This is a genomic window from Acidovorax sp. KPB24-03 (assembly GCF_057546605.1).
This window is the reverse complement of sequence record NZ_BAAJYR010000096.1, coordinates 1-12,643: the sequence shown is the minus strand read 5'-3', so window position 1 is coordinate 12,643 and position 12,643 is coordinate 1. Positions and strand designations below refer to the sequence as shown.

Annotated in this window: 13 protein-coding genes; 7 read left to right on the top strand and 6 right to left on the bottom strand. The window is 68.0% G+C overall.

Annotation, left to right across the window (positions count from 1 at the left end; all coding sequences use genetic code 11):
- Positions 1-76: 76 nt before the first annotated feature.
- The gene (locus tag AC27KI_RS12565) at positions 77-997 is read right to left on the bottom strand and encodes a LysR substrate-binding domain-containing protein (protein WP_487089322.1); all 921 of its coding nucleotides are present in this window, start codon (positions 995-997) and stop codon (positions 77-79) included.
- Positions 998-1,112: 115 nt separating this feature from the next.
- Between AC27KI_RS12565 and AC27KI_RS12560 the strand changes: the two genes are divergently transcribed.
- Both AC27KI_RS12560 and chrA read left to right on the top strand, forming a co-directional pair.
- The gene (locus AC27KI_RS12560; RefSeq protein ID WP_284430523.1) at positions 1,113-1,817 is read left to right on the top strand and encodes an SDR family oxidoreductase; all 705 of its coding nucleotides are present in this window, start codon (positions 1,113-1,115) and stop codon (positions 1,815-1,817) included.
- A gap of 126 nt (positions 1,818-1,943) precedes the next feature.
- Positions 1,944-3,302 (top strand): chromate efflux transporter, encoded by a 1,359-nt coding sequence (gene chrA, locus AC27KI_RS12555; RefSeq protein ID WP_487089323.1) that lies wholly within the window; start codon positions 1,944-1,946, stop codon positions 3,300-3,302.
- A gap of 140 nt (positions 3,303-3,442) precedes the next feature.
- Here the strand turns inward: chrA and AC27KI_RS12550 are convergent, their stop codons facing one another.
- On the bottom strand, positions 3,443-3,880 hold the full coding sequence (locus AC27KI_RS12550) for a winged helix-turn-helix transcriptional regulator (protein WP_284430521.1): 438 nt from the start codon (positions 3,878-3,880) through the stop codon (positions 3,443-3,445).
- Between the two features lie 218 nt (positions 3,881-4,098).
- Here AC27KI_RS12550 and AC27KI_RS12545 point away from each other — a divergent pair, with 218 nt between their 5' ends.
- From AC27KI_RS12545 to AC27KI_RS12535, 3 genes are read left to right on the top strand one after another with little or no spacing between them, the layout of a single operon-like run.
- On the top strand, positions 4,099-4,905 hold the full coding sequence (locus tag AC27KI_RS12545; RefSeq protein ID WP_487089324.1) for an SDR family NAD(P)-dependent oxidoreductase: 807 nt from the start codon (positions 4,099-4,101) through the stop codon (positions 4,903-4,905).
- 43 nt (positions 4,906-4,948) lie between these two features.
- Positions 4,949-5,245: a YciI family protein gene (locus AC27KI_RS12540; protein WP_487089325.1), complete on the top strand. Its 297-nt coding sequence runs from the start codon at positions 4,949-4,951 to the stop codon at positions 5,243-5,245.
- A 41-nt stretch (positions 5,246-5,286) separates the two neighbouring features.
- A complete protein-coding gene (locus tag AC27KI_RS12535; RefSeq protein WP_487089326.1) occupies positions 5,287-5,637 on the top strand; it encodes a DUF4148 domain-containing protein in 351 nt (116 codons plus the stop codon).
- Positions 5,638-5,711: 74 nt separating this feature from the next.
- Here the strand turns inward: AC27KI_RS12535 and AC27KI_RS12530 are convergent, their stop codons facing one another.
- Genes AC27KI_RS12530 through paoA form a run of 4 tightly spaced genes read right to left on the bottom strand, consistent with a single transcriptional unit; the run spans position 5,712 to position 10,563 of the window.
- On the bottom strand, positions 5,712-6,725 hold the full coding sequence (locus AC27KI_RS12530; RefSeq protein ID WP_487089327.1) for an XdhC family protein: 1,014 nt from the start codon (positions 6,723-6,725) through the stop codon (positions 5,712-5,714).
- A gap of 18 nt (positions 6,726-6,743) precedes the next feature.
- Positions 6,744-8,942 (bottom strand): aldehyde oxidoreductase molybdenum-binding subunit PaoC, encoded by a 2,199-nt coding sequence (paoC, locus tag AC27KI_RS12525; RefSeq protein ID WP_487089328.1) that lies wholly within the window; start codon positions 8,940-8,942, stop codon positions 6,744-6,746.
- On the bottom strand, positions 8,939-9,895 hold the full coding sequence (locus AC27KI_RS12520) for an FAD binding domain-containing protein (protein ID WP_487114057.1): 957 nt from the start codon (positions 9,893-9,895) through the stop codon (positions 8,939-8,941). The genes paoC and AC27KI_RS12520 overlap by 4 nt, the downstream gene beginning before the upstream one ends.
- On the bottom strand, positions 9,892-10,563 hold the full coding sequence (gene paoA / locus AC27KI_RS12515; RefSeq protein WP_487089329.1) for an aldehyde dehydrogenase iron-sulfur subunit PaoA: 672 nt from the start codon (positions 10,561-10,563) through the stop codon (positions 9,892-9,894). Before paoA ends, AC27KI_RS12520 begins: the two co-directional genes overlap by 4 nt.
- Positions 10,564-10,862: 299 nt before the next feature.
- On the opposite strand from paoA, the gene AC27KI_RS12510 reads away from it, so the two are divergent.
- Both AC27KI_RS12510 and mnmA read left to right on the top strand, forming a co-directional pair.
- A complete protein-coding gene (locus AC27KI_RS12510) occupies positions 10,863-11,345 on the top strand; it encodes an NUDIX hydrolase (RefSeq protein ID WP_272566313.1) in 483 nt (160 codons plus the stop codon).
- A 193-nt stretch (positions 11,346-11,538) separates the two neighbouring features.
- The coding region (gene mnmA, locus AC27KI_RS12505; RefSeq protein ID WP_487114055.1) for a tRNA 2-thiouridine(34) synthase MnmA at positions 11,539-12,643 on the top strand (1,105 nt) is incomplete at its 3' end.

The window sequence follows — 12,643 nt, the reverse complement described above, 5'->3', positions numbered from 1 at the left end:
ACGCGGCCGGCGGCGGGCTGATCGCCGCGGCGCTGTGGCTGGTGCTGCGGCCGACGGCCGTGGCGAAACCTGGACGTTAGTCCCGCAGCGAGGGTGGGGCGGTCGGCAGTCCGCCCGCACCGTCCAGCAGCCAGCGCCGCACCTGTGCGACCGATTCGGGGTGCCGCTGCTTGCGGGGGTGCACGAGGTAGTAGCCCGCGCCGGTGCGCAGGGCCTCGGGAAAGGCCAGCACCAGCCGCCCGGCCGCCAGATCGGGCGCCACGAATTCCTGCTGGGCCAGCGCCAAGCCCTGCCCCATGGCGGCGGCATCGATGGCGAGCGTGGTCTGGTTGAAATGCAGGGCGCGCGCCGCAGGCGCCCTGGCCTGCGGCGCGCACTGCTCGAAGTAGGTCTCCCATGGCGACTGCGCATCGTGCAGCAGCACCTGCGCGATGCCATCGCCGGCCCGCCCGGCCTGCGCGCTCCGTTCTCCCCACCGCGGGCTGCAGACGGCGACCAGGCATTCCTCGAACAGCAGATCGGCGGACAACCCGGGACCGAACGGGGGCCGGCCATAGCGCACGGCCAGGTCCACCGCCTCGTTGTGGAAGTGCGCCAGCCGCTCCGTGGCCAGGATGCGCAGATCGACGCCTGGGTGCTGGCGCGTGTAGCCGTCGAGCCGCGGGATGAGCCATTTGGTGGCGAAGGTGGGCGTCACGCTCACGGTCAGTCGCAGGGGCTGGGGGACCAGGCTCTCCGTGGCCTGGGCCAACAGTTCGAAAGCCCGCCGCACGCCGACGATGTAGCGCTGGCCGTTGGACGTGAGCGCCAGCGCGCGGGGCAGGCGCTCGAAGAGCTTCAGGCCCAGTTCCGCCTCCAGGGCCCGCACCTGCTGCGCCACGGCGCCTTGCGTCACCCCCAGTTCCAGCCCGGCCAGCCGGAAGTTGAGGTGGCGGCTCGTGGCCTCGAAGGCACGCAGGGCATTGAGCGAGGGCATGCGCCCGAGGGGTTGCGTCATGGGTACAGATTTTCTACTGATTCGAGACAGGCGATCTGCCGGGCTCCATACCCCCGAAACGCCTGGGCTGTCGAACAATCTGCAGGTGCCACTGGCGGCACGCAAGGACCGACAAATGGCAGTAGAAAAAGTGGCGCTCATCACCGCCGGCGGCAGTGGCATGGGGGCGGCGGCCGCACACCGGCTGGCCGCCGATGGCTTTCGCATCGGCATCCTTTCCTCTTCCGGGAAAGGGCAGGCGCTCGCCGAGGCGCTGGGGGGCGTGGGGGTCACCGGCTCCAACCAGTCGGTGGAGGACATCGGGCGGCTGGTGGACCTGGCCCACCGGCGCTGGGGCCGCATCGACGTGCTGGTCAACAGCGCCGGCCATGGGCCTCGGGCGCCATTGCTGGACCTGTCCGACGAACAGTGGCTCGAGGGCATGAACACCTACCTGCTGAACGTGATCCGGCCCACCCGCCTGGTGGCGCCCCTCATGCAAAGGCAGGGCGGCGGGGCGATCGTCAACATCTCCTCGGCCTGGGCACTGGAGCCCAGTGCGCTGTTCCCGGCGTCGTCCGTCATGCGCGCCGGGCTGGCCTCGTTCACGCGCATCTTCGTCGACAGCTTCTCAGCCGACAACGTGCGGATGAACAACGTGCTGCCCGGCTGGATCGACAGCCTGCCCGTGTGGGAAGAGCGGCGCACCGCCGTGCCGCTGCAGCGCTACGGCACCGTGGAGGAAGTCGCCGCCACGGTCGCCTTCCTGGCCTCCGACGGGGCGGCCTACATCACGGGGCAGAGCCTGCGGGTGGACGGCGGGCTCATGCGCGCGCCGTGATCCGTCCGGGCCCTTCCACGGCCACGGCGGCGGCCCTATGATCCGCGCACCGGGAACACAGCCTCCCGTCCCGCCCCGGGTAGACGGTGTCCCGTCCAAGTGCTGGCAGCTCTCATGGAATCGATCATGGACACCGCCTTGCCCGACGACGCCGCATCGGCACGCCCCCACCCGCTGCCACTCTCCGTGGCCCTGCTTTTCTGGCTGAAGCTCGGCTTCATCAGCTTCGGCGGCCCGGCCGGGCAGATCGCCCTCATGCATGCGGAACTGGTGGAGCGCCGCCGGTGGATCTCGGAAAAGCGCTTTCTCCACGCCCTGAACTACTGCATGCTGCTGCCCGGGCCCGAGGCCCAGCAGCTGGCCACCTACCTCGGCTGGCTGCTGCACCGGACCTGGGGCGGCATCCTCGCCGGCACGCTGTTCGTGCTGCCGTCGCTGGGCCTCCTCATCGGGCTGTCCTGGCTCTACATGGCGCATGGGGACATGCCGGTGATCGCCGGGGTGTTCTACGGCATCAAGCCGGCCGTCACGGCGCTGGTGGTGCAGGCGGCCTGGCGGATCGGAGGCAGAACGCTGAAGAACCGCTGGCTGTGGGGCATCGCGGTGGCCGCGTTTGTAGCCATCTTCGCGCTGCAGGTGCCGTTTCCCGCGATCGTGCTGCTCGCGGCGTTGGCCGGCCATGTGGGCGGCCAGGTGTCGCCGCAGGCTTTTTCCGCCGGTGGCGCCCATGGCGCGGCAACGGCATCGGCCGGGCCGGCACTGATCGACGACGACACGCCCGCGCCGCCCCACGCCTTGTTTTCGTGGACGCGGTTTGCCAAGGTGCTGCTGGTGGGCGCGGGGTTGTGGCTGCTGGCGCTGGGAGGGCTCTGGGCGCTGTTCGGATGGCATGGGGTGCTGACCCAGATGGGGTGGTTCTTCACCAAGGCCGCGCTGATGACCTTCGGCGGCGCCTACGCCGTGCTCCCCTACGTCTACCAGGGCGCGGTCGACCACCACCATTGGCTGAGCGCCACGCAGATGATCGACGGCCTGGCGCTGGGCGAGACCACGCCCGGCCCGCTCATCATGGTGGTGTCGTTCGTGGCCTTCGTCGGGGGATGGACCCATGCCCTCTTCGGGCCCGGATCGCTGTTCCTGGCAGGCGCCGTGGCCGCCACCGCGGTGACGTTCTTCACCTTCCTGCCCTCGTTCGTCTTCATCCTGCTGGGCGGTCCGTTCATCGAGTCCACCCACGGCAACCTGAAGTTCACCGCGCCGCTGACCGGCATCACCGCCGCCGTGGTCGGCGTGATCGCCAACCTGGCGGTGTTCTTCGCCTATCACGTGCTGTGGCCGCAGGGCCTGGGAGGCCGCTTCGACGCCGCCTCGGCCGCCATCGGCGTGCTGGCCGCGGTGGCCCTGTTCCGGCTCCGATGGGGTGTGATTCCGGTGCTGGCGCTCTGCGGACTGCTGGGCGTGGCGTGCCGGCTGTCGGGGGTGTGACAGGCCTTGGAAAATGCCGTGGCGGATGGCAAGAGCCACCGCCACTACCCAGCGCAGCCCGGACCAGCCAATTGCCCCACGGCGGATGAGCGGGTCATTGAACTCCGCACAGCCGCTTGCGGAGCGAGACGCGGCATCTGCTACTCGGGGTTCACCATCTTGATGGCACGCGTGCCGATTTCGGCTCCCGTCACCGCATCGATGGCGACGGGCTGGATGTCGGTTCCGTTCTCGGCATCCAGGAAACGCACCAGTTGGCCTGCGCCCCGGTGCTTTCTCCCCCACGCGCCAATCATGAAAAGCACCGGCAGGTAGTCGCGCCCCGCTTGGGTCAGAACGTATTCCTCGCGGGGCGGACGCTCGGAGTACTGCCGCTTTTCCAGCAACTTTTCGTCGGTCAGTGTCGCCAAGCGCTTGGTCAGCATGGTGGGCGCAATCCCAAGGCTCTTCTTGAACTGATCAAAGCGTGTCAGTCCGGAATTGGCGTCTCGCAGGATCAGCATCGTCCAGGCGTCACCCAGGACATCCAGGCTGCGCGCGATCGGACAGGTACTTTCGGAAGATTTTTTGATGTTCATATCGTTTTAGTATTGACTCACTATTTAATCGATACTAACATGCGGGCCATCGCCAGTCCATCCCCTCACGTGTCTAGAAGGAATCCATGTTCAGCACCGTTTTGTATTGCACAGGTCACGCAGTCGCCTTGGGGCTGGGGCTTCATTCCACCACCCGATGAATTCGCGTCCCTTGCCCATTCTTTAGCTCCGCATATCCCTTTCAGAAAACATCACCCATGAAAAAGACTGTCTTGATTACCGGCGCATCCTCCGGCTTCGGTTTGCTGCTCGCCAACCAGCTTCAACAGCAAGGCTTCAATGTGATCGGCACCAGCCGCGAGCCTGAAAAGTACGCGGGCAAGGTGCCTTTCAAAATGCTGCGACTGGACATCGATGATGACGAATCCATCCGGCGATTCACCGACCAGCTGTTTGCCCACACCCAGCAACTGGACGTATTGGTCAACAACGCGGGCTACATGGTCACCGGCTTGGCCGAAGAAACCTCGGTGGCCGTGGGCCGTGACCAGTTCGAAACCAACTTCTGGGGCACGGTCAAGGTCACCAACGCCTTGCTGCCCCATTTCCGCAAGCAAAAGCGGGGGCAGATCATCACGGTGAGTTCCATCGTCGGCCTGATCGGCCCACCCAACCTGTCTTATTACTCCGCATCCAAACACGCGGTGCAAGGGTTTTTCAAATCCCTGCGGTTCGAATTGGACCCGTTCAATATCAAGGTCAGTATGGTGGAACCCGTCTGGTTCAAAACCAATCTGGCCCACAACGCCGTTGCGGCCAACACGGCTCGCATCGCTGACTACAACGCCTACCGCAGGCAGGCCGATGCAGCGACGCAAAAGGGCATTGACGAAGCCGAAGCACCCGATGCCGTGGTGCAGACCATTACCCGGTTGATCGGGACGAAAGAGCCCAGGTTCAGCAACCCGGTGGGGAAGATGACCGGAATGATTCTGTTCCTTCAAAGCTACCTTCCGAAAATTTTCGAAGGCGCGATTTTGAAAAGCGTGAAAACCACAGCGTGACACTGGAAAAACCGGGGTTTGGCAAACCAACCGAAAACACACCATGAAATATTTTCTCTGCAAATTCATTCCTCCCCGCGCGGATTTTCTCCCCACGATGTCTGCCGATGAGCAGGAGGGAATGAAGCAACACGGGATGTACCTGGACAAGCTGCTCGCTCAAGGGCTGATCGTCGCCCATGGTCCCGTGATGGACCCTGCGGGGGGTTATGGCGTATCGCTCTTTCAAATCGCCGACGACCAGGAAATCACCGCACTCACCTCCGGGGACCCGCTGATCCGACAAGGAATCGGCCATTACGAGCACCACCCCATGCTCCATTTGAAAACCCGCGCTTGATGCGGCCCCACCCATTCCTTGATTGATTTGGAGAACCTCAAATGTCTTATTCCCAATTGCATGCCATGTCGTCCATGAAGACCGCCCAGAACCCATCGGGAGCACGCCGCGGCATGCTCCCGGCAGCCGCTGCGGTGCTGGCCCTTGCCATGTCCTTCGCGGTGCCATCCCAAGCACAGGAAGGCGCGTCCAGGCAACAAGGATTGTCCCGTGCCGAGGTGATCGCGGACCTCGCCCTGTGGCGCCGTTCGGGAGCCGATCGGTATGAAGAGTTGTCGCGTTCGTATGGGCTGGACACAAAGGCCTACGAGGAGGCCTACCAGGAATACCTGCGCCTTCGCAGCAGCGACGCGTTCCAGTCGGAAATCCAGAAGGCCACCGACAAAAAGTGAGCCGCAGGGCATGTCAGAGGGTGGCGCGGGCATGGCAAGGGCTCCGTCCGATCACCCCTGGCGAGAGGCACGCCTCAACCCGCCAGCCATTCCTTCGCAGGCGCCACCTGCATCTGCGGCGGGATCGCCACCCCGTTGCGGACACTCAACACCTCGGCCATGACGCTCACGGCGATCTCCGCCGGCGTCTTGCTGCCGATGAACAGGCCGATGGGCCCCTTCAACCGCGCCAGCGCCGGTGCGTCCAGGTCGAAGTGCTCGGCCAGCCGCTGGCGCCGCGCTGCGTTGTTGCGCCGGCTGCCGATGGCGCCGACATAGAACGCATCGGTCTTCAGCGCCTCCAGCAGGGCGAGATCGTCCAGCTTGGGGTCGTGCGTCAGCGCGATCACGGCGCTGCGCCGATCGGGGCGGAAGGCCAGCACCACGTCGTCGGGCATGCCATCGGCCAGCGCGGTGCCGGGCACCGACCACGCGCCGCGGTACTCCACCCGCGGGTCGCACACCGTCACCGCGAAGCCGTTGAAGCCGGCCATGGTGGCCAGGTATTCGGCCAGTTGCCCCGCGCCGATCAGCAGCATGCGGTACTGCGGGCCGAAGGTGCTGTCCACCGTTTGCGCATCCGCATGGAAGGCCTGCGCGCCGCGGGCCTCGGACAGAGTGACCGCCCCATCGGAGAGCCGCACGCTGCGGCGCACCAGGCAGCCCTCGGCCAGCGACTCGACCAGGGCCTGCAGCGAGTCGAGCGCCGGATCGCGCTCCACCAGCAACTCCAGCGTGCCGCCGCAGGGCAGTCCGAACCGGTGGGCCTCATCGGCGGACACGCCGTACTTCAGGAGCACCGGCTTCGCCGGGTCCCGGGGCAGGGCATCGTCCCGGCCGGGCGTGCAGCACCGGGCGATCAGGTCGTCCTCGATGCAGCCGCCACTGACGGAGCCCACGACCGCGCCGCGGTCCGATAGCGCAAGAATGGAGCCCACGGGCCGGGGCGACGAGCCCCACGTCCGCACCACGGTGACGAGCCAGCCGTGCCCCCCCGCGCGGCGCCAGTCGAGCAGGGTGTGCAGCACCCGGAAATCGAGGTTGTCCACGGCGCGTTCCCTCCGACGTCAGGCCTGGGCCGGCAGGTGCGGCAGCAGCTTGTCCAGGGTGATGGGGTAGTCGCGCACCCGCGCGCCCGTGGCGTTGTAGACCGCGTTGGCCACGGCGGCGCCGACGCCGCACAGGCCCAGTTCGCCCACGCCCTTGGCTTTCATGGGCGAGGAGATGGGGTCGGTCTCCGGCAGGAAGATGACCTCCTGGTGCGGGATGTCGGCATGCACCGGCACCTCGTAGCCGGCCAGGTCGTGGTTGACGAAGAAGCCCCGGCGCTTGTCCACGGCCAGCTCTTCCATGAGCGCCGAACCCACGCCCATGGTCATCGCGCCGATGACCTGGCTGCGGGCGGTCTTGGGGTTGAGGATGCGGCCCGCCGCGCACACGGCCAGCATGCGGCGCACCCGCACTTCGCCCGTGTCCACCGCCACGCCCACCTCGACGAAATGCCCGGCGAAAGTGGACTGCTGGTACTGCTTGTCGAGGTCGCCGTATTCGATGGCGTCCTCGGCCACCAGGCCGGCCTCACCCGCCGCCTCGCCCAAGGGCACCGAACGCCCCGCCGCGCGCACCATGCCATCGGCGAACACGGCATCGGCCGGCGCCACGCCGAGCTTGCGCGCGATCGTCTCGCGCAGCTTCATGCAGGCCGCGTACACGCCGGCCGTCGCGTTGTTGGCGCCCCACTGGCCGCCCGAGCCGGCCGAGGCCGGAAAGGCGGAATCGCCCAGGCGCACGTCCACCTGCTGGAGCGCGACGCCCATCACCTCAGCGGCCGTCTGGCCCATGATGGTGTAGCTGCCGGTGCCGATGTCGGTCATGTCGCTCTCCACGGTCACGCGCCCCGTGCGGTCCAGGCGCACGCGCGCGGCCGACTTCATCAGCAGGTTGTTGCGAAAGCCCGCGGCCAAGCCCATGCCGACCAGCCACCGGCCCTCGCGCCGCTGGCCCGGTGCCGCGCTGCGCTGGCTCCAGCCGAAGCGCTCCGCGCCCAGGCGCAGGCACTCGACCAGCTGGCGTTGCGAGAACTTGCGGCCCGGCTTTTCAGGATCGGTCTGGGTGTCGTTAAGGACGCGGAATTCGATGGGGTCGATGCCCAGCCGCTCGGCCATTTCGTCCATGGCGATCTCCAGCGCCATCAGCCCGGGCGCCTCGCCGGGCGCGCGCATGGCATTGCCCTCGGGCAGGTCCAGCTGCGAGATGCGCAGCGCCGTGTAGCGGTGGGCACCGGCATACAGCAGCCGTGTCTGCGCGATGGCGTCCTCGGGGTCGCCGCCGGGCAGATTGCCGGACCAGCTTTCATGGCCGATGGCGGTGATCCGCCCGTCCTGGCCCGCGCCGATGCGGATGCGCTGGATGGTCGCGGGCCGGTGCGTGCCGTTGTTGGCCATGAGCGGGCGCTGCATCGCCACCTTGACCGGCCGGCCTGCCGCGCGCGCGCCCAGCGCGGCCAGCACGGTGTCGGCCCGCAGGAAGAGCTTGCCGCCGAAGCCGCCGCCGATGTAGGGCGACACCAGCCGCACCTTGTCCGGCGCCAGGCCCAGGGTCTTGGCCAGGTCGCCCGCGGTCCAGGCGATCATCTGGTTAGACAGCCACACCGTGAGGTGGTCGCCCTCCCAGGCCGCCAGCGAGGCGAAGGGCTCCATCATCGCGTGGGTGTGGTCGGGCGTGGTGTAGGTGACATCCAGCCGCACCGGGGCCTCGGGATAGCGGCCGGCGAAGTTGCCGAACGCGCTCTCGGGCTTGGAGGACTTGGGCACGGTGGCGGAACCACGCTCGGCCGCCAGGTCGAACGCGCCAGGCGTGCTGACGTAATCGATCTTCAGCAGATGCGCCGCGGCGCGGGCCTGCTCGAAGGTTTCGGCCACGACCAGCGCGACGGCCTGGTGGTAGTGCTCGATGCCGCTGCCGCCCAGCAGGCGGGCGACGTTCATCTTGCCCTTGCCGAGCTTGCCGGCGTTCTGGGCATTGACGATGGCCAGCACGCCCGGCGCGGCGCGCGCGGCGGTCAGGTCCATCGAGGCGATCCGCCCCTTGGCGATGGACGATCCCACGATGTAGCCGTACGCCTGGCGCGCCACGACGTCGTGCTGTTCGTAGGCATAGCGCGCCTGTCCGCTGGTCTTGAGCGGGCCGTCGATGCGGTCCAGCGGCTGGCCGACCACCTTGAGCTGGTCGATGGCATTGTGCGAAGCCGGGGTGTCGAATTTCATGATTGGCCTTTCGCCTCGGCCAGCACGCCGGCGAGCGTGCGCTCGACCAGGGCCACCTTGAATGCGTTTTCGTGGGTGGGGCGCGCCGCGCCCAGCAACTGCGCCGTGGCGGCCTGCGCGCCTTGCGGCAGGGCCGCGTCCGCCGACGCCATGCGCCAGGGCTTGTGCGCCACGCCGCCCAGGGCGACGCGGCCCGTGCCGTCCTTTTGCAGCACGGCCGCCACGGAAATGAGCGCGAAGGCGTACGAGGAGCGGTCGCGCACCTTGCGGTAGATGTGGGTGCCGCCCACGGGCGCGGGCAGCGTCACGGCGGTGATGAATTCGCCGGCGTCGAGCGCGGTCTCGATGTGCGGGGTGTTGCCCGGCAGCCGGTGGAAGTCGGCGATGGGAATGCGGCGTGGCTGGCCGTCCGCCCGCACCGTCTCGACCACCGCATCCAGCGCCCGCATGGCGACGGCCATGTCGCTCGGGTGCGTGGCGATGCAGGCCTCGCTCGCGCCCACCACCGCATGCTGGCGCGTGACGCCGCCGATGGCCGCGCAGCCCGCGCCCGACTGGCGCTTGTTGCACGGCATGTTGGTGTCGTAGAAGTAGGGGCAGCGCGTGCGCTGCAGCAGGTTGCCGGCGGTGGTCGCCTTGTTGCGCAACTGGCCCGACGCACCGGCCAGCAGGGCGCGCGACAGCAGGCCGTAGTCGCGCCGCACGCCGGCATGCGCCGCCAGGTCGGTGTTGCGCACCAGCGCACCGATCCGCAGGCCGCCCTCCGGCACGGGCTCGATGCGGTCCAGGCCCAGGCCGTTGATGTCGATGAGGTGCGTGGGCGCCTCGATCTGCAGCTTCATCAGGTCCAGCAGGTTCGTGCCGCCTGCGATGAACCGGGCCTGCGGGTTGCCTGCGGCGGCGGCTGCGGCGGCCTGCACCGAGGCCGCGCGTTCGTAGGTGAATGGCTTCATGCAGCACTCCCGTTCGTGGTGGCCACTTCGGTGATCGCATCCAGGATGTTGGAATAGGCCCCGCATCGGCAGAGGTTGCCGCTCATGCGCTCGCGGATCTCGTCGGCCGAGAGCAGGGGCTGCGCCGTGAGGTCGCCGCTCACATGGCTGGGAATGCCGGCCTTGATTTCCTGCAGCACCCCCACGGCCGAGCAGATCTGGCCCGGCGTGCAGTAGCCGCACTGGTAGCCGTCGTGCTTGACGAACGCGGCCTGCAGCGGGTGCAGCTTCTGCGGCTGGCCCAGGCCTTCGATGGTGGTGACCTGCGCGCCCTCGTGCATCACCGCCAGGGTCAGGCAGGCATTGATGCGGCGGCCATCGACGATGACCGTGCAGGCACCGCACTGCCCGTGGTCGCAGCCCTTCTTGGTGCCGGTGAGGTGCAGGTGCTCGCGCAGGGCGTCGAGCAGCGTCGTGCGGGTGTCCAGCGACAGCGTGTGCTGCTGGCCGTTGATGGTCATGCGCACCGGCATGGCCGTCTCGCCCTGGGGCGCCAGCGCGCCGGACTTGGCCGGCAGCGGCGCCGCGGTGCGGGCGGCGGCCCCGGTGGCGGCCACCGCAGAAGCCGAGGCGGCCCCCACGACGAACAGGTCTCGCCGGGTCAGCGCTGGGTCGGAGAAGTTTTGCATCGTGGGATCCTTTATGGGGGAAGGGGCGGGGGAGCCCTCTGGCCACTCGCCGGGGTGCGGGAGCGCGTGCGCGGGCATGTCTTTGCAAGCCTAACCCAATCCATCTTGCGCAGACGCCAAGGAGAAGGTTTGGAGGCCAACGCCGCGTCCGCTTGTCAGCCACCGGTGGCGCGGCAGGCGATCGGCAGGCCGTACCCTTCGATGTCCGTCCATACCGATGCCGGGCGAATCGCCGTCCTCGCCCGCGTGTCGCGCATCCCCTACACGGCCTGACATGCCCTCTCGTCATAATGGCCGCCATGCCGAACCGCTGGAAACCCAACGTCACCGTGGCCGCCGTCATCGAACAGGACGGCCGCTTCCTGCTGGTGGAAGAAGACACGGCCGACGGGCTGCGGTTGAACAACCCGGCGGGCCACCTGGACCCGGGCGAGTCGCCCATCGACGGCTGCGTGCGCGAGGTGCTGGAGGAAACCGCCTGCGACTTCACCCCCACGGCACTGGTGGGCGTGTACCTCAACCGCTTCACGCGCACCCGCACGGGCGACGACATCACCTACCTGCGCTTTGCCTTCGCCGGCTCGGTGGGGCCGGTGCATGCCTGGCGCACGCTGGACGACGGCATCGTGCGCACCGTGTGGATGACGCTCGACGAGATCCGCTGCTGCGCGGACCGCCACCGCAGCCCGCTGGTGATGGAGTGCATCGAGGACTACCTGGCCGGCAAGCGCTACCCGCTGGAGCTCATCCACACCGACGCCAGCGTGCTGCAGCCGCGCTGACCCGGGCGGGCCGCACGGCGCCCGCCACCGCCGCGTTTTGGCCCGTATCGCCTCCATGCCGTCGGATTGATTGCCCTTGTTGCTATTAATTCAATAGCACAACAGATCCGGCCGGATCGCATGCCCCGCGGCGCACCTGGCGTTCTGCCGGCACGCCCCCGGCCGCGGCGGCATAAAAAATACAATTCCGGCCATGACAGCAACCCCCAAGCACCGCGTCGTCGTCGGCCTGTCCGGCGGCGTGGATTCCGCGGTCACCGCCCATCTGCTGAAAGCCATGGGCCATGAGGTCGTCGGCATCTTCATGAAGAACTGGGAAGACGACGACGACAGCGAATACTGCTCCTCCAACATCGACTTCGTGGATGCGGCCGCCGTGGCCGACGTGATCGGCATCGAGATCGAGCACGTGAACTTCGCCGCCGAGTACAAGGACCGCGTGTTCGCCGAGTTCCTGCGCGAGTACCAGGCCGGCCGCACGCCCAACCCTGACGTGCTGTGCAACGCCGAGATCAAGTTCAAGGCCTTCCTGGATCACGCCATGCGCCTGGGCGCCGAGAAGATCGCGACCGGCCATTACGCGCGGGTGCGGCAGAACCCGGGGAGCGGCCTGTTCGAACTGCTCAAGGGCCTGGACCCGTCCAAGGACCAGAGCTATTTCCTGCACCGCCTGAACCAGGCGCAGCTGTCGAAGACGCTGTTTCCCGTGGGCGAGCTGCACAAGACCGAGGTGCGCCGCATCGCCGAAGAGATCGGCCTGCCCAATGCCAAGAAGAAGGACTCCACCGGCATCTGCTTCATCGGGGAGCGGCCGTTTCGCGAGTTCCTGAACCGCTACATCGCCCATGCGGCGGGGCCGATCCAGGACGAGCGCGGGCGCACGCTGGGCCGCCACCAGGGCCTGAGCTTCTACACGCTGGGCCAGCGCCAGGGCCTGGGGATCGGCGGGGTGAAGGAAAAGGGCGCGCAGCGGGGCAGCGGGGACCACGCCCCCTGGTTCGTCGCGCGCAAGGACCTGGACAAGAACGTGCTGCGCGTGGTGCAGGGCCATGACCACCCCTGGCTGCAGTCGCACACGCTGCAGGCGGGCGATGCGAGCTGGGTGGCCGGCGCGCCGCCCGCCGCCGGCCTGCTGGCGGCCAAGACGCGCTACCGCCAGGCCGATGCGCCCTGCCGCATCGATCCGCAGGCGGACGGCGGCTTCGCGCTGGAATTTCCCGACGCGCAGTGGGCCGTCACCCCGGGCCAGTCCGCCGTGCTGTACGACGGCGAGGTGTGCCTCGGGGGCGGCGTGATCG